The sequence below is a fragment of the Pseudactinotalea sp. Z1739 genome (assembly GCF_049725055.1).
Taxonomy (GTDB): Bacteria; Actinomycetota; Actinomycetes; order Actinomycetales; family Beutenbergiaceae; genus CALKWS01.
In genome coordinates, this window is sequence record NZ_JBMPQA010000006.1 from 27,858 (window position 1) to 49,465 (window position 21,608).

General features: G+C 69.7%; 23 protein-coding genes, 1 pseudogene and 1 riboswitch. Of the genes and pseudogenes, 11 read left to right on the forward strand and 13 right to left on the reverse strand.

Annotated features, from left to right (window positions below; all coding sequences use genetic code 11):
* Positions 1-66: 66 nt before the first annotated feature.
* Entirely contained in the window at positions 67-609 is a 543-nt protein-coding gene (locus tag ACO0LV_RS09360) for a hypothetical protein (protein WP_424787625.1), read from the reverse strand.
* 81 nt (positions 610-690) lie between these two features.
* A riboswitch (SAM riboswitch) is annotated at positions 691-805 on the forward strand.
* Positions 806-1,248: 443 nt separating this feature from the next.
* Between ACO0LV_RS09360 and ACO0LV_RS09365 the strand changes: the two genes are divergently transcribed.
* The 4 genes from ACO0LV_RS09365 to ACO0LV_RS09380 all read left to right on the forward strand — a co-directional run bounded on the left by ACO0LV_RS09365 (position 1,249) and on the right by ACO0LV_RS09380 (position 4,929).
* Entirely contained in the window at positions 1,249-1,437 is a 189-nt protein-coding gene (locus ACO0LV_RS09365; protein ID WP_424787626.1) for a hypothetical protein, read from the forward strand.
* Between the two features lie 104 nt (positions 1,438-1,541).
* Positions 1,542-1,955 (forward strand): DUF7715 family protein, encoded by a 414-nt coding sequence (locus ACO0LV_RS09370; protein ID WP_424787627.1) that lies wholly within the window; start codon positions 1,542-1,544, stop codon positions 1,953-1,955.
* Between the two features lie 245 nt (positions 1,956-2,200).
* Complete coding sequence (gene cimA, locus ACO0LV_RS09375; protein WP_424787628.1) at positions 2,201-3,838, forward strand: citramalate synthase; 1,638 nt, start codon at positions 2,201-2,203, stop codon at positions 3,836-3,838.
* Between the two features lie 41 nt (positions 3,839-3,879).
* Positions 3,880-4,929: a lipoyl protein ligase domain-containing protein gene (locus tag ACO0LV_RS09380; protein WP_424787629.1), complete on the forward strand. Its 1,050-nt coding sequence runs from the start codon at positions 3,880-3,882 to the stop codon at positions 4,927-4,929.
* Between the two features lie 77 nt (positions 4,930-5,006).
* Here ACO0LV_RS09380 and ACO0LV_RS09385 read toward each other — a convergent pair whose 3' ends face one another.
* Entirely contained in the window at positions 5,007-5,759 is a 753-nt protein-coding gene (locus ACO0LV_RS09385) for a TetR/AcrR family transcriptional regulator (protein ID WP_424787630.1), read from the reverse strand.
* 103 nt (positions 5,760-5,862) lie between these two features.
* On the opposite strand from ACO0LV_RS09385, the gene ACO0LV_RS09390 reads away from it, so the two are divergent.
* Together ACO0LV_RS09390 and ACO0LV_RS09395 are read left to right on the forward strand one after the other, a co-directional pair.
* Positions 5,863-6,798 carry an ABC transporter ATP-binding protein gene (locus ACO0LV_RS09390; RefSeq protein ID WP_424787631.1) on the forward strand — a complete coding sequence of 312 codons (936 nt, stop codon included), beginning with the start codon at positions 5,863-5,865 and terminating at the stop codon, positions 6,796-6,798.
* Positions 6,795-7,616: an ABC transporter permease gene (locus ACO0LV_RS09395; RefSeq protein WP_424787632.1), complete on the forward strand. Its 822-nt coding sequence runs from the start codon at positions 6,795-6,797 to the stop codon at positions 7,614-7,616. Before ACO0LV_RS09390 ends, ACO0LV_RS09395 begins: the two co-directional genes overlap by 4 nt.
* Before the next feature lie 15 nt (positions 7,617-7,631).
* On the opposite strand, the gene ACO0LV_RS09400 is transcribed toward ACO0LV_RS09395, so the two are convergent.
* The 9 genes and pseudogenes from ACO0LV_RS09400 to ACO0LV_RS09440 form a co-directional block, all read right to left on the reverse strand.
* Positions 7,632-8,327 carry a YggS family pyridoxal phosphate-dependent enzyme gene (locus tag ACO0LV_RS09400; RefSeq protein WP_424787633.1) on the reverse strand — a complete coding sequence of 232 codons (696 nt, stop codon included), beginning with the start codon at positions 8,325-8,327 and terminating at the stop codon, positions 7,632-7,634.
* Positions 8,324-8,857 carry a pentapeptide repeat-containing protein gene (locus ACO0LV_RS09405; protein ID WP_424787634.1) on the reverse strand — a complete coding sequence of 178 codons (534 nt, stop codon included), beginning with the start codon at positions 8,855-8,857 and terminating at the stop codon, positions 8,324-8,326. Before ACO0LV_RS09405 ends, ACO0LV_RS09400 begins: the two co-directional genes overlap by 4 nt.
* A gap of 84 nt (positions 8,858-8,941) precedes the next feature.
* Positions 8,942-10,597, reverse strand: coding sequence for a DUF2510 domain-containing protein (locus ACO0LV_RS09410; protein WP_424787635.1), 1,656 nt, complete (start codon positions 10,595-10,597; stop codon positions 8,942-8,944).
* Between the two features lie 114 nt (positions 10,598-10,711).
* On the reverse strand, positions 10,712-10,948 hold the full coding sequence (locus ACO0LV_RS09415; protein WP_424787636.1) for a hypothetical protein: 237 nt from the start codon (positions 10,946-10,948) through the stop codon (positions 10,712-10,714).
* Positions 10,945-11,601 (reverse strand): annotated as a pseudogene (locus tag ACO0LV_RS09420) (DUF2510 domain-containing protein); the annotation flags it as partial. The pseudogene ACO0LV_RS09420 and the gene ACO0LV_RS09415, both read right to left, overlap by 4 nt.
* Before the next feature lie 82 nt (positions 11,602-11,683).
* The gene (locus ACO0LV_RS09425; RefSeq protein WP_424787637.1) at positions 11,684-12,835 is read right to left on the reverse strand and encodes a DUF2510 domain-containing protein; all 1,152 of its coding nucleotides are present in this window, start codon (positions 12,833-12,835) and stop codon (positions 11,684-11,686) included.
* Positions 12,828-15,431 (reverse strand): DEAD/DEAH box helicase, encoded by a 2,604-nt coding sequence (locus tag ACO0LV_RS09430; protein ID WP_424787638.1) that lies wholly within the window; start codon positions 15,429-15,431, stop codon positions 12,828-12,830. The genes ACO0LV_RS09425 and ACO0LV_RS09430 overlap by 8 nt, the downstream gene beginning before the upstream one ends.
* Positions 15,432-15,650: 219 nt before the next feature.
* Positions 15,651-16,139, reverse strand: a complete 489-nt coding sequence (locus tag ACO0LV_RS09435) for a hypothetical protein (protein ID WP_424787639.1) — start codon at positions 16,137-16,139, stop codon at positions 15,651-15,653.
* 81 nt (positions 16,140-16,220) lie between these two features.
* The gene (locus tag ACO0LV_RS09440; RefSeq protein ID WP_424787640.1) at positions 16,221-17,030 is read right to left on the reverse strand and encodes a serine hydrolase domain-containing protein; all 810 of its coding nucleotides are present in this window, start codon (positions 17,028-17,030) and stop codon (positions 16,221-16,223) included.
* A gap of 143 nt (positions 17,031-17,173) precedes the next feature.
* Here ACO0LV_RS09440 and ACO0LV_RS09445 point away from each other — a divergent pair, with 143 nt between their 5' ends.
* Positions 17,174-17,554, forward strand: a complete 381-nt coding sequence (locus ACO0LV_RS09445; RefSeq protein ID WP_424787641.1) for a DUF5655 domain-containing protein — start codon at positions 17,174-17,176, stop codon at positions 17,552-17,554.
* A gap of 122 nt (positions 17,555-17,676) precedes the next feature.
* Here ACO0LV_RS09445 and ACO0LV_RS09450 read toward each other — a convergent pair whose 3' ends face one another.
* Positions 17,677-18,255, reverse strand: coding sequence for a hypothetical protein (locus tag ACO0LV_RS09450; RefSeq protein WP_424787642.1), 579 nt, complete (start codon positions 18,253-18,255; stop codon positions 17,677-17,679).
* 141 nt (positions 18,256-18,396) lie between these two features.
* On the opposite strand from ACO0LV_RS09450, the gene ACO0LV_RS09455 reads away from it, so the two are divergent.
* The 4 genes from ACO0LV_RS09455 to ACO0LV_RS09470 all read left to right on the forward strand — a co-directional run bounded on the left by ACO0LV_RS09455 (position 18,397) and on the right by ACO0LV_RS09470 (position 20,824).
* Positions 18,397-18,975 (forward strand): RNA polymerase sigma factor, encoded by a 579-nt coding sequence (locus ACO0LV_RS09455; RefSeq protein WP_424787643.1) that lies wholly within the window; start codon positions 18,397-18,399, stop codon positions 18,973-18,975.
* On the forward strand, positions 18,968-19,723 hold the full coding sequence (locus tag ACO0LV_RS09460) for an anti-sigma factor family protein (protein WP_424787644.1): 756 nt from the start codon (positions 18,968-18,970) through the stop codon (positions 19,721-19,723). Before ACO0LV_RS09455 ends, ACO0LV_RS09460 begins: the two co-directional genes overlap by 8 nt.
* 40 nt (positions 19,724-19,763) lie before the next feature.
* Positions 19,764-20,189, forward strand: a complete 426-nt coding sequence (locus tag ACO0LV_RS09465; protein ID WP_424787645.1) for a cupredoxin domain-containing protein — start codon at positions 19,764-19,766, stop codon at positions 20,187-20,189.
* A gap of 239 nt (positions 20,190-20,428) precedes the next feature.
* Positions 20,429-20,824 (forward strand): hypothetical protein, encoded by a 396-nt coding sequence (locus tag ACO0LV_RS09470; protein WP_424787646.1) that lies wholly within the window; start codon positions 20,429-20,431, stop codon positions 20,822-20,824.
* Between the two features lie 45 nt (positions 20,825-20,869).
* On the opposite strand, the gene ACO0LV_RS09475 is transcribed toward ACO0LV_RS09470, so the two are convergent.
* Positions 20,870-21,592, reverse strand: a complete 723-nt coding sequence (locus ACO0LV_RS09475) for a TetR/AcrR family transcriptional regulator (RefSeq protein WP_424787647.1) — start codon at positions 21,590-21,592, stop codon at positions 20,870-20,872.
* Between the last annotated feature and the right edge of the window lie 16 nt (positions 21,593-21,608).

The window sequence follows — 21,608 nt, forward strand, 5'->3', positions numbered from 1 at the left end:
GGGCGGTGCAGGGGAAGGTCATACCGTGGTCTGACCCGAGAGAGCAGTCGTGGCGATGGTGCCGGCTCAGCGTCCGTGATGGGCGGCGAGCAGGGTGTCGATCGCGCGCCCGTACAACCACCGGGTGATCGCATCGGAGATCCAGGGGCCCGGTGGTGGCAGGGGTACGCGGAGCCGAAGGTGCTGTCGCCAGGTGATCGTGGTGCCGGTGCCGGTGCCGGTGCCGGTGGTGGTGCCAGTGGCGGTTGCGGTGGTGGTGCCGGTTGCGGTTGCGGTGGTGGTGCCGGTTGCGGCGCCGGTGGCGGTGGGGCGCACCTGCACCACCGAGTAGCCGGCGAGGACGCGACCCACCTTGCGCACGTGGAACTCGCCGCCGCGGCCGGCCCTCGGAGGCTCCCAGTGGGTGATCCGCATCGGGTCCTCCAGCAGGTACGGCCCCAGGCGGGTGCGGGCGATGAAACGCCAACCCGCACGGGGGGAGTTCGGCGCACCCGGCTCGCACAACACGTAGGTGAAGGGCATGACGGCGCCGTGGCCTGCGAAGTCGGTCAGCGCGGCCCATGCCTCCTCGGGCGTAAGCCGGGTGTGCCGATCGATCGTGACGGACATGGTGCCAGTCCACCACGGCCGGCCGGTCGGGGCATCTGTGCGAGGCCGGATGTCTGCCGGGGTTGCTACCGTCCGTACCAGGTTCCCGAGTTGCGGCGTGAAGTACCCGGCTGGCCGCACAGCAACCCCCTCTCCTGAGCGGGGTGCTCCGGGGTAAGAACCGGCCGCTGCCAACCGGTGGCGGCAAGTCGGAGCCGGTGGGTTTGTGCCGGCGATGCGAAAGGTGGCGACGAGCCATCTCCTTACTGACCAATCTCTCCGACCGCGAGCGGCTGCAGTGGAAACTCGCCCTGTTGTCGCACCGCCCACCCGACCAGCCCGGACGACACATGGCCACGTTCGCGCTGGGCGCCATGCAGCAACGCGCGCTGGGCGGTGACCTGACCATGCACCCGCACTGGGAAGAAGCGGTGCTGGCCCGGCGCTCGCGTGGGTTTCGCCCGCCTACCTTCCTGGTGCTGCACGAGGCGGTGAGCGACCTGTCCCGGTTGGGGTACCAGATCCCCGTGGCTCCTTCGAGCACTCCGGCCGTGGGGCCGGCCCAGTCGAGTCAGCCCCAGTCGAGTCAGCCCCAGTCGAGTCAGCCCCAGTCGAGTCAGCCCCGGTCGACGTCAGCCCCGGCCGAGCCCGGCGCGGCGGGTGCCCCGTCGTTACCGCACCTGGGCCGGCCGCCCCGGCCCGGGCCCATTCGCCCTCGAGCCCGATGAGTGGACCGGTGCGGGGGACTGGACCGCCTCGGCGGTGCGCGAGGTCGTCCTGGACGTCCTGGACGTCCTGGAAGCGCGTGAAGCGGGGACGCGGATGGCACTCACCCTCGCCGGTGCGTAGCCGCCGGTCCGTGGGCAGCCGGCCGCGACGGGACGGGTGGCTGGGCACGCCCTCCCGGGCCGCGATGTCAGTGCCTGCCCCTACCGTGCGGGCAGGAGGCGAGAATGATGCGAGTACTGATTGCCACCCGTCGCACGAACGGGGACGTTGCCACCGACGTGGACTACTGCGTGGCCGGAGAACTGCTGATGATCGGAGAGTACTGCGACTGCTGCCGGATCGACCCCGGCTCGTGCGGGTGCGGGATCGCGTTCAGCGGCCTGAACTCCCACCGGATGACGACGACGGCGATCGTGGCCGAGGTGCCGCTGAGCGAGGCGGAGGTGCGCGAGGCGATCCGCTCCAGCCTGAGTGCCGGTGGCTGGTTCGACGCCGACGAGCCGGAATTGGCGGAGCAGATGGTCGCCGAGGCCTGGCAGCGGATCCAGCACGTGGCCACCCACTTCGGGGTGGGCACGGTGCTGGGCCGGCGCCTGGATGTGGTCTACGAGCGCGAGGTACCCGCGTCCCGGCCCTGATGTGGCATGATGAACACCATGCGTTACACCACCCCCGTCGCGCTCATTATTGACTAGCGCGTGTGCCTGCAGGCACACGCGCTAACCTCCCGCACCACGGGAGGTTTTTTTGTTGGCGGGACCACCCCTTCCCGCCGGCAGCGAAGTCGCACACTCCGGGCAGGACCATCGGGATCACTCATCCCGCACCGGCCCGAAGGAAGATCCGGCCGCCGAGCGGTGGCACCCAGGAGAGAGTCAGGAATATGAGCACCAGCCTCAACACCGAGACGGCGGGCGCCGCCAGCGGGGCGAAGGAGGCCGACCAGGTCGACGTCTACGACACCACACTGCGCGATGGTGCCCAGCAGGAGGGGATGAACCTGTCGGTGGCGGACAAGATCGCCATCGCCCCGCTGCTGGACGGATTGGGCGTGACCTACATCGAGGGCGGCTGGCCCGGCGCCATCCCCAAGGACACCGAGTTCTTCGCCCGGGCCCACAAGGAGATGGAGTTCAGCCACGCCGAACTCGCCGCGTTCGGCTCCACCCGCAAACCCCTGGGCAGTGCGCATCTCGACCCCCAGGTGCGCGCCCTGGTGGACTCCGAGGCGCCGGTCATCACCCTGGTGGCCAAGAGCGACATCCGCCACGTCGAGCGGGCCCTGCGCACCGACGGGCAGGAGAACCTCAACATGATCGCCGACACCGTGCGCTACCTGATCGACGCCGGGCGGCGGGTGATCGTGGACGCCGAGCACTTCTTCGACGGCTACCGGTTCGACTCCGGCTACGCCCTGGCCGCGGTGATGGCGGCGCAGGAGGCCGGTGCGGCCGTGGTGGCGCTGTGCGACACCAACGGCGGGATGCTGCCCGATGACGTATTCGAGATCGTCTCGGCCGTGCGAGCCCGGTCGACCGGCAAACTGGGTATCCATGCCCACAACGACTCCGGGTGTGCGGTGGCGAACTCCCTGGCGGCCATCGAGGCCGGTGCCCGGCACGTTCAGGGCACCGTGAACGGATACGGGGAACGCACCGGTAACGCCGACCTGCTCACCGTGGTGGCGAACCTGCAACTCAAGCGTGGGCAGGAACTGCTCCCGGATGCCGGATTGGCCGAACTGACCTCGGTGGCACACCAGATCAGCGAGATCACCAACATCGCCCCGTTCGCCCGCCAGCCCTACATCGGCGCCAGCGCGTTCGCGCACAAGGCGGGCCTGCACGCCTCGGCGATCCGGGTGGACCCGGACCTGTACCAGCACATCGACCCACGCGAGGTGGGCAACGACATGCGGATGCTGGTCTCGGATATGGCCGGGCGGGCCAGCATCGAGCTCAAAGGCCGGGAGCTGGGGTTCGACCTGGCCGGGAAGTCGGAGTTGCTCGGGCGGGTCACCACGCGGGTCAAGGACGCCGAGGCCAACGGGTACACCTATGACGCCGCGGACGCCTCCTTCGAACTGCTGCTGCTGGAAGAACTCGAGGGCCGTCGTCGTTCGTTCTTCCGGGTGGAGTCCTGGCGGGCGATCGTGGAGCACACCTCGCACGCCGGGGAGATCAACTCCGAGGCCACGGTGAAGTTGCACGCCGGGGACCAGCGCCGGGTGTCGACCGGGGAGGGCAACGGCCCGGTCAACGCACTGGACCACGCCCTGCGCGTGGCGCTGTCCGGGGTGTACCCGGTGATCGAGGGCTTCGAGTTGATCGACTACAAGGTGCGGTTGCTGGACTCCTCCCACGGCACCGACGCGATCACCCGGGTGCTGATCGAGATGACCGACGGGCAGCGGTCCTGGTCCACCGTGGGCGTCGGCCCGAACATCCTGGAGGCCTCCTGGGAGGCGCTGGTGGACGGCTTCGTCTTCGGTCTGGTCAAGCATGAGGTGACGCCGCGCTGAGCGCGCCCTCGGCGATGCTCGTGACTGGCTAGGGTGGTGGCGTGAGACGAGGCGAGTACAAGGTTCCCGGCGGCAAACTGGTGGTCGCCGAGGTCGAGGTCGAGGACGGGGTGCTGGCCCGGGTGAACATCAGCGGGGACTTCTTCCTCGAGCCCGATGACGCCCTGGACCGGATCGATGAGGCGCTGCGCGGCCTCCCGGCCGAGACCAGTGGCCGGGAACTCGCCGAGCGCATCGAGGCCGCCACCATCGACGCGGCACTGATCGGATTCGACGCGCGCTCGGTGGGCATCGCCGTGCGCCGTGCGCTGGGGGCCTCCACCACCTGGTCGGACCACTCCTTCGAACTCATCCAGGCCGGGCCGTTGCCGGCGTACCAGAACCTGGCGCTGGATCAGGTGCTCGTGGAGGAACTCGGCGCCGGACGGCGTGGGCCGATGCTGCGGTTGTGGGAGTGGGCCGAATCGGCCGTGGTCCTGGGGTCGTTCCAGTCGGTGCGCAATGAGGTGGACCTGGCTGCCGCCGAGCGCCGCGGGGTGAGGCCGGTGCGGCGGATCTCCGGAGGCGGAGCGATGTTCGTCGAGCCCGGAACGTCCATCACCTACTCCCTGTACGTGCCTGCTACGCTGGTGGACGGAATGAGTTTCGAGCAGTCCTACGCGTTCCTGGACGACTGGGTGCTCGGTGCGCTGGAGAGCATCGGGGTGAGTGCCACGTACGTACCGTTGAACGACATCACCTCACCGGCCGGAAAGATCGGCGGGGCGGCCCAGAAGCGGCTGGCCGGGGGAGCGGTCCTGCACCACGTAATGATGTCCTACGACATGGACGCAGACGCGATGACCGACGTGCTGCGGATCGGCCGCGAGAAACTCTCCGACAAGGGCACCACCAGCGCGAACAAGCGGGTGGATCCGTTGCGCTCGCAGAGTCAGATGGCGCGCGAGGACGTGGTGACCGCACTGCTGGACTACTTCCGCTCCCGGTACACCACCAGCCAGAGCGAGGTCCGGTCGGCCGAGTTCGCTCGGGTCGAGGAGCTCGTGGAGTCCAAGTTCGCCACCAAGGAGTGGCTGCACCGGGTCCCGTGAACGCGGACCGGCCCGGTGCGCCGGAACGAGGTCGCGGGCATCCCGGCCGCACCCGTACCCAGGGTGTGCCGACGCGCCTACCGCGGTGCGTCGTCGTCGGCTTCTCCCCGGTGGGCACGCTCCGGATCCGGCGCGGCTGGGTCCTCCCGCCACGCCTGGCGGTGCGCCGGGTCGAACACGGCGGTGTAGACCCGATCGATCACCTCGTGCGTGATCCGCTCGGGTTCGATCATGTGGCGGATCATGAGCCCCTCACCCAGGGCGTTCTGTCCGATCGCCAGTGCCTCGATCGCCTCGGGCGGATCGGCCGCCTTCATCCGTAGGAAGCGGGTGGTGTGGGCGTCGATGTGTCGGTACCGCTTCGCGAACTCGGCCAGCAATTCGGGCCGCTCCCGCACCGCGTACATGACCGCTTCGAGAGCCAGTAGCGCCCAGCGGATCTGGAACTGCTGCTCGATGACCTCCGGAACCTCTTCGTCGGTGATCTCACCGGCGTGCGTCAGTGCCTCCACCTCGCTCAGGCTCTGTACGCCGTGGTCGATGCGGCGGTCGACGACGGCGAGGAACAGGTCCTCCTTATCGGCGAAGTTCGCGTACACCGCCCCCTTGGTGTAGCCGGCGTGCCGGGCGATCTCATCGAGGGTGGCGCCGTGGAACCCGCGCTCGGTGAAGACCACCAGGGCGGCGTCGAGTAGTTGCTCGCGGGTTTCGGCCCGGCGCTGTGCGCGGGACTTCGGAGCCGGCGGCCCGGACCCGGGCTCCGCGCGATCGGCGGGCCCTGGCTCGATGCCATCGGACGGGATGGAGCGGTCGACCCGTGAACTCGTCATGGACCGATGATATCGCGTTGACATACCCGTTGGTATCTGACTAGTCTCATCGAGATACCGGTAGGTATGTGAGTACTGATGAGTATGTGGAAAGGGTGGTGCGATGCTGGCTGTGCGGGGAGTGTCCAAACGCTTCCGGAAGGTTGTCGCCAACAACCAGGTGGACCTCGATGTGGCCGCAGGGCAGGTCGTGGGTCTGCTCGGACACAACGGCGCGGGCAAGACCACCCTGGTGAACCAGGTGGTGGGGATCACCAAGCCCGATGCCGGCAGCGTCCACATCGGTGACATCGACGCGGTGGCCAATCCGCGGCAGGCCCGGCGGAGGTGCGCCATCCAGGCACAGGCGAACGTGCCGATCAGTGGCCTGACCCCGGCGCTCGCGGTGGAACTGGTCGGGCGCATCCGTGGTGCGAACCGTGACCTGGTCCGTGCCCGGGCGAGGGAACGGTTCGAGCGACTCGACCTGACCGAGTGGATGGACCGCCCCACGGACAAGCTCTCCGGCGGCGCCAAGCGGCTGGTGGCATTCTGCATAGCCACCGCGGTGCCCACCGGACTGGTGGTTCTCGATGAGCCGACCAATGACGTCGACCCGGTGCGCCGCCGGCTCCTGTGGACCGAGATCCGGCAGGAAGCCGATGCCGGCGCAGCAGTACTGCTGGTGACGCACAACGTGACCGAGGCCGAACGGGCCGTGGACCACCTGGTGATCATGGACCAGGGCACGGTGGTGGCAGGCGGTACACCCAGCCAACTCACCGCGGACCTGCGCGGCCGGTTGCGACTGGAACTGCGCAGTGCCCCGGGCACCACCCCGCCGGCCCCGACGCAGGCCGAGGTCACCGAAACCCGCGACGGCCGGCTGAGCGCCACCATCGACGCCGCCGCTGCCGAGGCCGCGATCGGGTGGGCCCGCGCGGCCCAGGTGGACGGGCGCATCGAGACCTTCGCGATGCAGCCGGCGACGCTGGAGGACGCCTACGTGCAACTGACCCGGAGGACCCCCGCAACCACTGAGCCGCAGGAGGCAGCATGAGCGCGACGACTCCGACCGAGAGCGGCGTCCCGGCCATGGACCTGATCCCGGGGGCCGGTCAGGACACCGGGACCAACGTGGTGACCGAGTGGATCCGGTCGTGGTCGATGCTGGTGCGCTGGAACGCCGCGGCCTCGAAGGTGCTGCTACCGCTGAACGTGGTGGTGCAGGTGATGATGGCCACGGGCATCGTGATCGGGTTCGGCTTCCTGGCCCCGGTGCAGGACCCCCAGGTGGCGATGATGCTGTCCACCGGCGCCCCGACGATCCTGCTGCTGGTCACCGGCCTGGTGCTCGTGCCCCAGGTGGTGGGGTCGATGAAACTGGAGGGCTCCTACGACTGGTTCCGCTCTCTGCCGGCCCCGCGCTCGGCGTTCCTGTTCGCCGACATCGCCGTCTGGACCGTGGTGGCCCTGCCCGGAATCGCCCTGGCCGTGTTCGTCGCGGCCCTGCGGTACGACCTGGATCTGGCTCCGACGCTCTGGTCTCCGCTGGTGGCGGTGGTGGTGGCCGCTATCGCGGCGATGATCGGGTACGCGATCGCCACCGCGCTACCGGCACGAATCGCCCAGTTGCTCACCCAGGTGCTCGTGTTCGTGATCCTGCTGTTCAGCCCGCTCACCTTCTCCTCGGAGGTGTTGCCCGGGTGGCTCGCCGCCGTCCACCGGGTCCTACCGATGGAGTCGATGGCCGATCTGATCCGTGCGAACCTGGCGCCGCACGTCTTCACGGTCGAGCCCGCGCAGGTACTGCTGGTGGCGGCCTGGGGTGTGGGAGCCACGGCGCTGACGCTGGGACTGATGTCGCGGCGGTCCTGAGGGCGCAGACGCGGGTCAGGCGGGTCGCTCTCCGAACGCGCCGGTGCCGATGCGCACCATGGTGGCTCCTGCGGCAATCGCGATCTCGAGGTCGCTGCTCATACCCATGGACAGTTCGGTTGCCCGGTCGGTGCCGGGGGCACCGGAGCCGACGACGGCGTCCCGCACCTTCGCGAGGTCGGTGTAGGAGGCGCGGACTACCTCGGGGTCGGGGGAGTTGGCCCCGATGGTCATCAGCCCGCGCAGACGCAGGTGCTCCAGGGCTCCCACGTGGGTGCACAACGCGGGGGCCTCCTGCGGGCCGACTCCGCCCTTGGAGTCCTCACCGGAGGTGTTCACTTGCACGAACACCTCCAGGGCCTGCCCGCGAGCCTGCGCGGCGCGGTCCAGACGGTCGGCCAGGCGCGTGCCGGCCACGGACTGGACGCACGTGACGTGCCGCAGCGCCTGGGAGACCTTGTTGGACTGCAGGTGGCCGATCATGTGCATCTGGTGATCAAGGTCGCCCAGTTCCTTCGCGGTCGCCCGGATCTCCTGGACCCGGTTGTGCCCGAGCAGGGTGTAACCGGCGGCGATGGCCGCTCGGATCGACTCGGCCGGTTGGGTCTTGACGGCGAGCAGGATCTGCACCTCGGCAGGGTTGCGGCCGGCGTCCCGGGCGGCCCGGTCGACCCGGGTTCGGATGGCCGAGAGGTTGTCCTGCAGTGTCACTGTTCTCCTTCCGTGATCCGGATCCCCAGGTGGGCGGCCATGGCACCCAGGGCACTGATGGCGTCGGTGCTGGCGAGGGTGGTGCCGCGGAGGGCCTCGATACCGCTGATACCGGTCAGGGTACAGCCACTGAAACTGACGTGAGCGGCTCGCATCCCGGCGAACCGGGCGGCGGTGAGGTCGCAGTCGATCAGGTGCACCCGCTGCCAGGTGGCGGAGGTGAAGTCGGCCTCCCGCAGACTCACATTGCGCAGCCGCACGTCGGCGAAGGATGCCTGCACCGCGCTGAGCCCGTCCGCCTGGACGTCGTTGACCTCCAGGTCGCGCCAGCGTGCGCGTAGCCACGACGATCCGGTGAGCCTGGCCCCGTCCATGCTCACCCGCAGTAGCGAGCAGTCGGTGGTGTGCAGGGCGGCCAGGTCCGACCCGCGCAGGGTGCCCCCGTCGATCAGGGCGTGCCGCCAGGTGCCGGCCGTGGCCCGGATCCGGGACAGGTCACACTCCTCGAGGGTGACTTCCTCGAGCGTCACCCCCGCCCACCTGCGCTGCGTCAGGTCCGCTGCGCTGAACCAATCGCCGCTGTGTCCCTCCATCGCCGGCTCACACCCCGGAGGTCAGGGACCCTGGACCTCGAACGTGAAGGTGTCCGGCTCCCCGCCCGGGTCGGCGATGACGAAGGCATAACTACCCGGTTCCAGGTTCGCGGTCAGCGATGCCTCGGACTCCTGCGGGTCCTCCAGGGTGTAACTGGTGCCATCAGCGGTGAAGAGGGCGATCGCGGCCTCCCACTCCTCGGCGGTCGCGTTGACCGTGTACTCCCCGGCCTCCTCCACTACCAGGGCCCGTGCGACGTAGGAGTGCGCATCGAGACCGGCCGTCATCTCCTGTCCCGGTTCGAGAGGGGCGATCTCGCCGGCGAACAACTCGAACTGACCGCCGTCCGCGTCGCTCCACGTGCCCACCTCGACGGTGTAGTCACCCGCTTCCAGGCCCAGGGCGAGGTAGGGGTCGAAGTTGTGGCCGCCGATGATGCTGGTCAGCGACCCGCCGCGGTCGTCGTTGTAGGCGATCTGGTTGCCGGAGGAGTCGAGCACTCGCAACGTCAGGTCCGGGTCCTGCTCACCGCGGATCGCGTCGATCACGTAGACCCCCTCGGTCTCGACCGTCATCATCCCGGACCAGGTCTCGCCCACCTCGATGGAGCCCGCGACGACGTCGCCGATCTCGAACTGGCCCCCGTCGACGTCGGCGCCACCGCCGTCGGGTTCCTCGGTGGGTTCGTCCGTGGGTTCCTCGGTGGGTTCCTCGGTGGGTTCCTCGGTGGGCTCCCCGGTGGGGACAGTCGTGGGTTCGGGATCGGCGCCGTCGCTGCCGAATAACCGAACACCGAGGAAGATCAGTCCAGCCAGGAGCACCACGACGACGGCGATGATGGCGATCAGGATGCCGGTCTTGCTCTTCGGCTGGTCACCCGGGCCGGGCGAGCCGCCTCCCGGCGGCGGGGCCGAACCGTCGCCCGGCTGCCCGTATCCCGGTGTCGAGTGGCCATAGCCGGCCGCGCCGTAGCCGCCGGCGGCGTAACCGGGTGTGGACTGCTGGCTGTAACTGGGGGCGGAGCCCTGGCCGTAGCCGCCTTGCGACTCCCCGTAGCCGGGCGTGGGCTGCTGGCTGTAACTGGGGGCGGAGCCCTGGCCGTAGCCGGCGGCCCCGTAGCCGGCGGCCCCATAGCCGGCGGCCCCGTAGCCGGCGGCTGCGCCCTGGTCGTGGGGCTGCGGGGTCGGCTGGTCGGGCTGGTCATAACCGGAGGTGGCGGCGTGACCGTAGTCGGGTGCGGAGCCCTGACCATGGCCCGCTGGGAACTGTTCGGTCGGGGAGTCGAACTGCTGTGTCTGCGCTTCGTCCGCTCCAGGCGGGATCACCTTGGTGCCCTCGGCGTCCTCAGCCTCGTCGGTGCCCTCGGCGCTCGTAGGCCCACCGGAACCCTCGATCCCTTCGCCGCTCTCGGTGGCCCCGGCGCTCTCGGACCCGTGGGCGCCCTCGGTCCCGGCGAGGCCACCGACGGCCGACTGGCCGTTAGCATCCTGGTCATAGCCGGCCCGCTGGTCCTGCCCGGTGCGCTGACTGTCCTGAGCCTGCTGGCCGGCCTGGTCCTGCTGCGCATCCCCGGCGGCCGGATGGGTGTGCTGGGTCCACTGGGCACCGTCCCAGTAGCGCAGCAGCGTGGCGTCGTGGTGGTCGGGGTACCAGCCGGCAGGCACGTGATGACTCATGAAGATCAGCCTACTGGCGTGGGGGCCGCACGGGAGCCCTCCCCGAGATGAGCGGGACCAGGCGCACCGCCATCCGCCGGCTGAATCTCCGGGCCGCTGGCGGGCCTACTGGTCTCAGGCGGGACCGATGGCTAGTGCCAGGTCTCCGGCGTCCAGGCCGTCGCGGGAGATGATGAGCAGGTGACGACCGGTGGCCAGGTCACGTTCCTCCTGGATGTGTTCGGCTCCGGAACGCCAGGTGGTGACCTCACCGGAGACGGTGTCGATGAGGAACCCGTGCGCTCCGCCCTCGGCCATCACCTCGATCAGGTACGGTCCCGGCTCGGTCACCACCAGCGTCCGCATGATCATCGACCCGGCTCCGAGATCCCATGACTCCTCGATCTCACCCTCCACCTCGACCGGTTCGGGGATCGTGGCGACCAACTCGAAGTCGGACGCCGATTCGGCCAGCCAGGATCCCACCACCACCACCTGTAGGAACCGGGATCGGCGCTGAGCACCAGTACCGGGAGGTCGGATCCGCCGATGCGTGCCAGTTCGCCGCGGTCGTCGTTGCCCGCCACCCGTTCGCCGTCGGCGGTGTGAGCGGACATGGTCAGGTCACCCCCGCCGTCGTCGACCGGGCGGGCATCGAGCAGGATCAGGGCCTCCTCGGCGACGGTGAGGGTGCCGTGCCGCTCCTGGCCCTCGGCGATGGACCCGGCGACTGCGTCCCCGGCCGCGAGCTGTTCACCGGGAACCACCTCGGGTTGACCGGCCTCGGTCGGATCATCCTCCTGGGCGCCGCCGACGCCGATCGTCGGGAAGTCCACCGGCTCGGGCCGATCCATGGCCCGGCTCAACGCCACCAGGCCGATCACCACCGCGAGCACGACCGCCCCACCGGTCAGGACCCAACGGGCGTACCTGCGCCGCTGGACCGGCACCTGCACCGCGGGCCTGGGGGCAACGTGCATCGTCCAGGACGACCCGTCGAAGTACCGCTGCCCGGCCACATCGAGGGGATCGGGGTATCACCCCGGCGGGATCGGCCCTCGCTCGACAGCACCGGCCGCCGGCTCGTTCGAGGACATCGGCACCGGCTCAGGAGGACGAGAGCTCGATCTGCACGGTCAATGGGTCGCCGCCGTACTCGGCCACCATCACCGCGTACCGTCCTGCCTGCAGGTCCTCGGTGAGGAGCGGATCGTAGGTGCTGCCACCCTCGTCATCGGCCCTACTGCCGCGATCGTCGTCCGTCCACATCGCGTCGCGGTCCAGGCTGCGCACGGTCAGCGTCGGGTCGCCCGCACCCACGGCCTGCACGTCCACCGTGAGTTCGGTTTCCTCATCCAGTTCCAGCACGGCCAGGAAGGCACCATCGGCCTCGATGTCGGCCTGTACGACATCAGCAACGGCGAACCGCTCGGTGATGGCCACCACGTCCACGGTGACGTCGGTGGCCCTGCCCCGGTACTCACTCAGCACGACTTCGTACTCACCCGGCTCCAGGTACACCGGCGCGATCGGGTCGAGTCGGTCACCGCCCAACTGGAACAGGTTGCCCCGATCGTCGTTGTAGGCCAGGGTGGCGCCGCCGCCGTCTCGCACCGCCATCTGCAGGTCGTCACCGCCGGTGCTGCGGGCGTCTACCAGGTAGGCCCCGGCGTCGGCGATCGTCAGCGCACCGACCCACTCGCCATCGCGAGGCAGGCTGCCCGAGGAGGTCCCGCCCACCTCGACCACGCCCTCCTCGGTCGGGCCGTCGTCACCGGCACCACCGCCGCCGTTGCCCCGGAAGGCCAGGACACCACCGACCACCAACAACACCAACACCACCACAGAGGCCACCACCACGGCGATCAGCCCGCCGCGACCACCGCCGCCACCCTGGGTGCCGGAGCGGTAGACCTGGGTACCGGCCCCGGCGTCCCAGGCCGGATCCGGGGGACGGTAGTCGCCGCCGGCGTAGTCCTGGGGGTCGGCCGGGGTACCCCAACTGGTGGTGGGCTGCGGGGCGGACCAGGTGTTCGAGCTCGTCGCCCACCCCTGCGGCGGCGGGATGTGCGGAGTGGTCATCGTTCCGCCGGCCTGGGCCAGGTAGGGGTAGTCCTCGGTCGGGGTCCGGGAGTCGTGAGCGGCCTCCGGTTTGGGCAGCAACGGCTGGTAGTACTCCGTCCAGCCATCGCCATCCCAGAACCGCTGTTGGTTCTCCCCGGAGGGATCCGGGTACCACCCGGCCTCCTTCTCACTCATGGGCACTACTGTATTGCGCCCAATCCGCAGTTCCGACGCCGAGCATGCGGATCACCGGGCTGTCCCGCTCATCGCTGGCGTCCAGGTCGACCGCGGCGAACATCCGCCAGTCCCGGTCGCCGTCGGCGTCGTCCAGGATCTGGGTCACCTGCCAGGTGCGCCCCTCGGTGGTGAGGCGGCACATCGCCGCGTTCCGGGCGTCCGGACCGATGCCGATATCGTGGTACTCGGCCCAGTAGCCGGCGATCTCGGTGCGCCAGCGGTCCTCATCCCACTCGCTCTGGCCCTCCCGGGCGCTCAGCGCGGCCAGCCCGGTGTAGTCCTCCCGTGCCAGCAGTTCCACCCGACGGAACATCGCGGTGCGCACCTTGGTGGCGAAAGCGTGCCGGTTCGCCGTGACCGAGGCGCCCTCACCGCCGAGCCGGGCCTCCGTCGTCGTCGGCTGCTCCTGCGCGTCCGAGCGGGCGCGGGCCAGTGCGTCGGGAGCGTCCTGATCCCCGGCGTGCAGCGCCTCCCACTCGGCCAGCAGGGAGGAGTCCACCCCCCGCACCGCTGCCCCGAGCCAGTCGATGATCTCGGTGAGTTCGGGCGTGTGCCGCTCGGCCGGGACCACCTGGCGCAGCGCCTGGTAGACGTCGGTGAGGTACCGCAGCACCACCCCCTCACTGCGGGCGATGGAGTAGCGGGAGATCAGTTCCGAGAACGTCATGGCGTGTTCGACCATGTGCCGCACCACCGACTTGGGCCGCAGCGGGTACTCATCCACCCACGGGTGGGCGGTGCGGTACTCGGCCAGCGCGGCACCGAGCAGCTCGGCCAGCGGCATCGGATGGGTGATCTCCTCCATCGCCTCCATCCGCTCGGTGTACTCCCAACCCTCGGCCTTCATCGCCGCGACCGCCTCATCGCGAGCCGCACGCTGCTGGGCCAGGACCACCGGGCGCGGGTCTTCCATGGTTGCCTCGATCACCGAGACCACATCCAGGGCATAGGTCTGGGCTTCGGGGTCGAGCAGTTCCAGAGCAGCCAGGGCGAAGGGGGACAGCGGGGCATTGAGCGCAAAATCGAGGGGCACCTCACGCACCAGACGCACCCGCCGGCCCTGGGCGTCCGGTACCGGCAGGCGTTCCAGGATCCCGGCTGCGCGCAGGGACCGGTAGATGTGGACCACCCGGCGCAGATGAGGATTGCGATCCACGGGCTCGTCGTGGTTGTCGGTGAGCAGTTTCGCCATCGCAGCCACCGGGTCCCCGTACCGGGCAAGCACGCCCAGCACGGTGGCGTGGGAGACCCGGAACTGGCTCGTCAGGGCCTCGGGCTGGGCGTCGCGCAACCGTTCGAAGGTCTTGTCCGTCCAGTTGACCACCCCGCTGGGCGCCTTCTTGCGGACGATCTTGCGCCGCTTCTTCTCATCGTCGCCTGCCTTGGCCAGGGCCTTGGCGTTCTCGATCACGTGCTCGGGGGCCTGGACGATCACGAGGCCCTCATCGTCGTAGCCGGCCCGCCCGGCCCGCCCGGAGATCTGGTGGAACTCCCGGGCGCTCAGGTGCCGGGAGCGCACGCCGTCGAACTTGGTGAGCCCGGTGAGCACCACGGTGCGGATCGGGACGTTGATGCCGACCCCCAGGGTGTCGGTGCCGCAGATGACGGCGAGCAGTCCGGCTTGGGTGAGCCGCTCCACGAGCCGGCGGTAGCGGGGCAGCATCCCGGCATGGTGCACCCCGATGCCCTTGCGCAGCAGCCGGGAGAGCGTGGCACCGAAGCCCTTGGCGAAGGAGAAGTCGCCGATGGCCTCGGCGATACGGTTCTGCCGGGCCTTGTCGGTCAGGTTCACCGAGGTCAGCGCCTGGGCCTGGGCCAGGGCAGCGGCCTGGGTGAAGTGGACCACGTAGACCGGGGCGCGGTCGGTCTGGACGAGTTTGAGCATCAACTCGTGCAGGGGTTCCAGGGAGTACTCGAAGGTGAGCGGAACCGGGCGCTCGGCGTTCGCGATGATCGCGGTGGGGTTGCCGGTGCGGCGCTGCAGGTCCTCGGCGAAGAAGGACACCTCGCCCAGGGTGGCGCTCATCAGCAGGAACTGGGCCTCGGGTAGTTCCAGCAGCGGGAGCTGCCAGGCCCAGCCGCGCTGGGGGTCGGCGTAGAAATGGAACTCGTCCATGATCACCACACCGGCGTCATGCAGTTCACCCTCGCGCAGCACCTGGTTGGCCAGCACCTCGGCGGTGCAGCAGATGATCGGAGCGTCGGTATTGATGGCCGAGTCCCCGGTCATCATCCCGACCCGCTCGGCCCCGAAGATCTCGATCAGGTCGAAGAACTTCTCGCTGACCAGGGCCTTCAGCGGGGCGGTGTAGTAGGAGCGTTGGCCGTGGGCCAGTGCGGTGAAGTGGGCGGCCACCGCCACCAGTGACTTCCCCGAGCCGGTGGGGGTGGACAGGATGACGTGGGAACCGGTGACCAGCTCCAGCAGCGCCTCCTCCTGGTGGTCGTACAGGCTCAGGCCGCGGGTGGTGGCCCAGTCGGTGAACGTCTCCACGACGGCGTCGTCGTCGACGGTTCCTGGATCGGCCGGATCGGCCGGGGGTGTGAGGGTCATCGCTCCCAGTGTGGCCTACCCCGGAGGCAGTGCGGCCCGGTGGCACCGGTCGGACCGTGGTGGCTCAGGTGCTCTCGGGCTCCATGCGACCGGGTTCGCGCCGGCACCAGTTCCGATCGGCGTCGGCGATCGGGCGGGATCCGGGTCCCGGCTCGCTAACTGGTCCGCCGCAGATCCCAGTCTCGTGCGGTCCCGGCCGCCCGCCGGGCGTGCTCGGTCTCAGTGACCCCGGGCAGTCCGGTCGTCGCCGGTGTCGGGTCGGTCCGAGTCGGGCCGCGTGCGCCCGGCATGCCGGCCGGAGTCGGGCTCCCCGGCCCCGGCGTGGTGTTCGGAGCCGGATCGGGTGCCCTCAGCGTCCCGGTCGGGGTCGAGGTGGTCGGCATCGGCCAGTTCGCGGTCGACATCGGATCGGACCCGATCGGCGCCCTGGGCCTGGGTTTGTGCGTCGCGCTCGAGCCGGTCGGCCTCCACACGGGCCTGCTGGGCCTGCGCCTCGGTCTTGGTGGCCTGGGCCTCGCGTTCGCGCGCTTCGAGGTCGCGTTGTTCGGCGTCTGCGCGCAGGGCGGCCGCTTGCTCGCGGTTGGCCCGCTCCTGTACCGCTCGCTGCTCTTGGTCGCGAGCACTCTTCTTCCGGGTGATTGCCAGCACCGCGACCACGATGATGGCCAGTACAACGACTCCGATGACGATCCAGATCCACGTGTCCATGGCGCACTCCTATTCCTCAAGGTGCCTCCATCAAAGGCCACAACGCCATCCCCCGCGACCTGAGAGGCGGCCGGCACGGCCTCAGCCGCGGTGGGACGCGAGAATCTCGGCGTTGAGCCGGGGCCAGAGTTTGGCGTGGGTGTCCTGGCGGAAGGAGCGCTCGCCCAGGAAGACCGCGGTCAGGTCGGCGCCGGGGTCCACCCACACGAAACTGCCCGACTGGCCGAAGTGTCCGAAAGTGTCGGGGGAGGCGTCCTCGGCGGTCCAGTGCGGGGACTTGTGGTCCCGGATCTCCATGCCCAGACCCCAGTCGTTGTGCTGCTGGCGGCCGAAGCCCGGGAGCACCCCGTCCAACCCGGGGAACTGGACGGTGCGGGCCTGCTCGGCCAGTTCGGCGGTGACCAGCGTGGGCACCAGCAGTTCCAGCGCCAGGGCGAGCAGATCGGTGATCGTTCCGGAGGCACCGAATGCCGCTGAACCGGAGAGTTCGACCCTGTCCATCTCCAGCGGTTCGAGCACACTGGCGCGCATCCAGTCATCGAAGTTGCTGCCCACGGCGGAGCCGACGTGCTCGGCGAGGACGTCGAAGCCCATGTTGGAGTACACCCGGCGCCTCTCCGGGCTCTGCGTCGGACCTTCTTCAAACGGGAGCCCGGAGGCGTGGGCGAGCAGGTGCCGCACAGTCGAGCCGTCGGGGCCGGCCGGGTCATCAAGTGCCAGGTGGCCCTGGTCGATCGCCACCAGCGTGGCCCAGGCGGCCAGCGGCTTGGTCACCGACTTCCAGTCGAAGACCTCCTCGATGGCGCCGGTGAACGCCAGCACCTCCCGCGAATCGGAGACCGCCAGAGCGACGGGAAAGTCGAAATCTTCCAGGGTGGGGTAAGTGCTCACCCCTCCAGCCTGCCACGACCAGGCGGCAGTGCGCCTGCGCTGGCACCTCGCCCGGGGCCTGGGGCCCGATGACCGTCCCCGGAGAACCGGATGCGAGTCGACAGTAGAGACCCTCGGCACGGGCGGGTCAGTACGCTCGAGTGATGAGCGAGCGCACCTGGACCGAAGAAGATCACCTGCACGGCAAACCCGAGGAATTCGTCACGCTGTACCGGCGGGTGCAGGAGGTGATCAATGGTTTCGGTGACGTCACCAAGTCGGTGTCCAAGACCACGGTCACCTTCAAGGGTTCCCGCCGCGGCTTCGCCAGTGCCCGTCCCACCAGTACAGGTGTCCGGGGCTACTTCGACATGACCCGGTCGTTGGGCACCGATGACCGGCGGATCAGCAGCGTTGCGCCCTATCAGCGGAACCTGAACGTGCATCAGTACCGATTGAGCGAGGCGGCCGACCTGGATGACACATTCATCGCCTGGCTGCGGGAGGCCTACGACGTCGGTTGCGGTGCGCACCTGCAGTCCTAGCGGCGCCCGACCAGCCCTCGAGCGGTGACTCGCCGGCGATAGCGCTCGCCGCGACGTGCCACGGGTGCGGCTCGGCCGGGATCAGCAGGCCGTGTTGCATGGCTCAGGTGGCTTGCTTCGGATCAGTAGCCCGGTCTGCTGTCCTCATCCTCCGCGGTGATCATCTGCCCGTCCGGGGCCACCACGTACCAGACGTCCTGGACCCCCTGCCCGGTCACATCCCCGGGGGAGGAGTCCTGGACGAAGTAGTACAGCGGCCAGTCGGCGTAGGTCGCCTGCACGGTGCCGTCATCGCGCTCGATGCTGCCGAGCAGGGCTTCATCGACGCCGTCGCCGGCGCTCGGTTCACCTTCGAGGATCGGCCAGTTCTCCAGGCACTCGTCCATACAGGCGCTCACGCCGGGCGAGTCGGCGGTGAACAGGTACAGCGTCATGCCCGCCCCGTCCACCAGGAAGGTGCCCAGGTCCGTTTCGGTGGTCGTGAGCGTCTCGCCGGCAGCATCGCCATCGCCGTCCTCGCCGCCGGCACCGTTGTCACGCTCGGCGGCCTCGTCGTCCTCCGCGGTGGCATCAACGGCGGCGTCGTCCGCCGGAGCAGGGTCCTCCATTCCCTCGCCGGAAGACCCCCCGGGGTCACATGCCGTCAGCAGGCCCACGCCGAGGATGCCGGCGCTGAGTAGCGCGGTGGTCCGTCGTCCCATTGCTCTCCTCCAGTTCCTGACCGCCGGCCGTGGTGGCCGGACACTGTGGGATACGTGGGAGAGGGCGTGCAGGGATTGCCGGAGCCGACGATTCCTGTCGGCCGTCCAATCCCTTTGGCCGGCCCGGTCGTACCCTGGGGTATGGCAGCCGTGTCCCGCGCCGACCGGGCCGACGACGCCGCCCTGCTCGCCGGGCTGGCGCTGGACGATCCGGCGGTCTCGGCAGCCTTCGTGCGGCGTTTCCAGTCGGCGGTGTTCGGGATGGCGGTCAGCATCACCCGGGACGCGGCACTGGCGCACGACGTGTCCCAGGAGGTGTTCGTGCGGGTCTGGCGAGCCGCGGGCAGTTACGACCTGCGCCGTGCCTCGGTGCTGACCTGGCTGCTCACGATCACCCGCAACGCTGCGATCGACGCCGTCCGGGCCCGGCGCGCCGAGCCCACCGACGACCTCGTGCTGGACCGGCTCCTGCACGAGACACTGTCCAGCGCCCCGGACCTGGAGGAGAGCGCCGTGCACCGACTGGAGACCGAGCAGGCCATCCGGCGGCTGCACCGCATCGCGCCCGAGCAGGCCCGCGCGGTGGTGCTCGCCGTCGTCGGGGGTTGTACGGCGGCCGAGGTGAGCCACCGGGAACAGATCCCGCTGGGAACCGCCAAGACCCGCATCCGCACCGGGCTGCGCAGGCTTCGGGAGGAGATGGCGGTGGACCGTGGCTGAGCGACTGCACCCCACCGAGGATCAGTTGACCGACCTGGCCCTGGGCCACGCAGCGGAGGGCGAGCGCGACCAGGTCACCGCGCATCTGACCACCTGCCCCACCTGTCGCCGTGACTACGGTGAGATCGCCGACGCCGTCGAACTGGTGCTTCCGGCCGTGCCGCGCACCGCACCGCCGGCCGGTTTCGAGGACGGGGTGCTCGCGGCGCTGGCCCGGGGTCGGCAGAACTCGCAGAAGCAGGCCGCCGGCGAGCACCACCCGGAGGTTGTACCTGATCCGGCTGGCGAACCCGGCCCTGCCGTGCTCGCACACCGGCGAAGCCGGCGCCGGTGGTCGGTACGGTTGGCGGTGGCTGCCGGACTGCTCGGAGCAGCGGTGGGAGCCGGGGTGATGGCCGGACTCGGCGAGAGCGATGAGGAGATCCCGGCAGCCTCGAGCCGGTGGGAGCAACCCCTGGTGGATACCGGTGGGCAGGCCGTCGGCACGGTCACCCCCAGCAGGGCCGCGGACGGGCCGGTGCTCGTCGTACAGATCGACGACCGGGTGCTCACCCGGACCGACGGTCCGCAAGGGTATTCCTACACCTGCCGGTTGGTCCTGGCCGACGGCAGCACCCGGGACGTGGGCCAGTGGCGCCTCCGTGCCGATGGACCCAACAGTTGGGTGATCGCGATGCCCGACGAAGGGGTCGAGGCGGTCGAGATGGTCACCGAGGACGGTGCGGTCTGGTCCGTCGCCGAATTCTGATCGAGGCAATCCGTTCGGGTCCGGCAGTCGTATCCCTGACATGGACCTTGACGCCCACCTTGACCTGGACGCTGCGGCCGAGCGCCACCCCCGGGCATGCTTCGGCGCTTCCGCCCTGCTCCTTGCCCTGCTCGTTGCTCTGCTCACCGGGTGTGGCAACGGCGAGGCTGACGGCCCGTCCGGTGCGACCCAGCCGGAACCGGGGGAGGCAGGGGAGGAGGCCGCCGTGATCGTCATCGTCGACTTCGAGTATCAGATGCCGGGCGCGGTGCCGGCCGGCGGCCAGATCACGATCCGTAACGAGGACGGTGTCGGCCACACGGTCACCTCCGATGAGGCCGGATTGTTCGATGTCGATCTGGCGCCGGGAGAGGAAGTGATGCTCCCCGTGCCGGATGAGCCCGGGGAGTACTCGTTCCACTGCACCCCGCATCCGACGATGACCGCCACGCTGGTCGTGGAGTGAGCGAGGTGGCCGGCGCGAAGGACCGGGGCTACCGGACCGCCGGCCGCACTCCTGGCCGTAGAGGCGACCGCACCACTGGCCGCACGACTGGCCGCACGACTGGCCGCACCAGTGGCCGCACGACTGGCCGCACCAGTGGCCGCACGACTGACCGCACGACTGACCGCACCGGCGGCCCTCCAGACGGCAGCATCGCTGGCCGCGCCGCCGGCCGCACTCGCGCTCGCGGTGTCGAACCGGTGGTGCGCATCCTGGTGGCCGTTGCGCTCGCAGTGGATGCGTACGTGCACTTCACCCTCGCCGGGGCGATGCAACTGGCCGCACCGGAGGGGATCGGCGGGGCCGCGCTCTTCCGGATCCAGGGCGGCGCTGCGGCGGTGGCCGCGCTCCTGGTGCTGGTCGCGGGATCGCGGCTCGCCTATGCAGTGGCGGCGCTGGTGGCCCTGTCCGCACTGGGACCGGTGCTGCTCTACTCCTTCGTGAACGTGCCCGCTGTGGGACCGATCCCGTCCATGTATGACCCGACCTGGTATCCACTGAAGGTGCTCAGCGTGCTCGCCGCGGCGGTCGGGGTGCTGTTGGGGCTGTTCGGGTTCGCCGTGGCCGGCAGGCGGGCCGCGTCCGAACGCGTGTGAGGACCGAGGACGGCGCTGCGGCAGGGTTTTGCGACCCCCCGGCGCCTAGGGACCGCCGTCCTCGCGGGGTGGGTCGGCGGCGCCGGGCTGTGGCCAGCAGAATGAATGCGGTTCGGCCAGGCGAGGTTCGGTGGCGTGTTGTGCACGCTCGAGTTCCATGCTGTGTGCCAGCAGTTCGTCATAGTCCACCGCAGCGCCGCGTAGCAGTACCGTGACCACCTGCTCGGCCTCGACGTTACTCAGGTGCTCACCGGTCAGGACCCGGTAGTGCGTCAGGGAGGCGATGATGTCGAGTAGCAGTTCGATGTCAACGTCCTCGCGCAGGTGGCCGCGGTCGACCGCCCGGCGCAAGGTGGTGCGCACGGCCCGGCGGGACGGCTCGATCGCCACGCGCACGTACCGCTCGCGCAGCATCGGGTCCCGGGCGCATTCGGAGTACAGGGTGGTGAATACCTCCGGGGCGATCGTGCGGAACATGGAGAGGAAGATCGTGAGACTTTCCTCGATGCCACACAGGGTGCAGCCATCGTCGGGGGCGGTCGGGGGTTCCAGATGGGCTTCGATCGCGGCCAGTATCAGTTCTGCGCGGCCGGAATAGCGACGATAGATCGCCGGACGCGACGTCCCTGCGCGCTTGGCTACCTCTCCGAGCGTCACCCCGAGGTAGCCCACCTCGCGCACCAACTCCATGGCCGCAGCGGTGATCGCCGCATCGATCTGCGCATCGCGGGGCCGGCCGACCGTACGCGGGGCGTCTTCGGACGTCATGTGGCCATGTTACGTC

Bases quoted from the DNA above. Each gene is read 5' to 3' on its own strand.
- ACO0LV_RS09360 (WP_424787625.1), bottom strand. From the start codon at position 609: ATGTCCGTCACGATCGATCGGCACACCCGGCTTACGCCCGAGGAGGCA.
- ACO0LV_RS09370 (WP_424787627.1), top strand. From the start codon at position 1,542: ATGATGCGAGTACTGATTGCCACCCGTCGCACGAACGGGGACGTTGCC.
- cimA (WP_424787628.1), top strand. From the start codon at position 2,201: ATGAGCACCAGCCTCAACACCGAGACGGCGGGCGCCGCCAGCGGGGCG.
- ACO0LV_RS09385 (WP_424787630.1), bottom strand. From the start codon at position 5,759: ATGACGAGTTCACGGGTCGACCGCTCCATCCCGTCCGATGGCATCGAG.
- ACO0LV_RS09390 (WP_424787631.1), top strand. From the start codon at position 5,863: ATGCTGGCTGTGCGGGGAGTGTCCAAACGCTTCCGGAAGGTTGTCGCC.
- ACO0LV_RS09395 (WP_424787632.1), top strand. From the start codon at position 6,795: ATGAGCGCGACGACTCCGACCGAGAGCGGCGTCCCGGCCATGGACCTG.
- ACO0LV_RS09410 (WP_424787635.1), bottom strand. From the start codon at position 10,597: ATGAGTCATCACGTGCCTGCCGGCTGGTACCCCGACCACCACGACGCC.
- ACO0LV_RS09415 (WP_424787636.1), bottom strand. From the start codon at position 10,948: ATGATCATGCGGACGCTGGTGGTGACCGAGCCGGGACCGTACCTGATC.
- ACO0LV_RS09425 (WP_424787637.1), bottom strand. From the start codon at position 12,835: ATGAGTGAGAAGGAGGCCGGGTGGTACCCGGATCCCTCCGGGGAGAAC.
- ACO0LV_RS09430 (WP_424787638.1), bottom strand. From the start codon at position 15,431: ATGACCCTCACACCCCCGGCCGATCCGGCCGATCCAGGAACCGTCGAC.
- ACO0LV_RS09435 (WP_424787639.1), bottom strand. From the start codon at position 16,139: ATGGACACGTGGATCTGGATCGTCATCGGAGTCGTTGTACTGGCCATC.
- ACO0LV_RS09445 (WP_424787641.1), top strand. From the start codon at position 17,174: ATGAGCGAGCGCACCTGGACCGAAGAAGATCACCTGCACGGCAAACCC.
- ACO0LV_RS09450 (WP_424787642.1), bottom strand. From the start codon at position 18,255: ATGGGACGACGGACCACCGCGCTACTCAGCGCCGGCATCCTCGGCGTG.
- ACO0LV_RS09455 (WP_424787643.1), top strand. From the start codon at position 18,397: ATGGCAGCCGTGTCCCGCGCCGACCGGGCCGACGACGCCGCCCTGCTC.
- ACO0LV_RS09465 (WP_424787645.1), top strand. From the start codon at position 19,764: ATGGACCTTGACGCCCACCTTGACCTGGACGCTGCGGCCGAGCGCCAC.
- ACO0LV_RS09475 (WP_424787647.1), bottom strand. From the start codon at position 21,592: ATGACGTCCGAAGACGCCCCGCGTACGGTCGGCCGGCCCCGCGATGCG.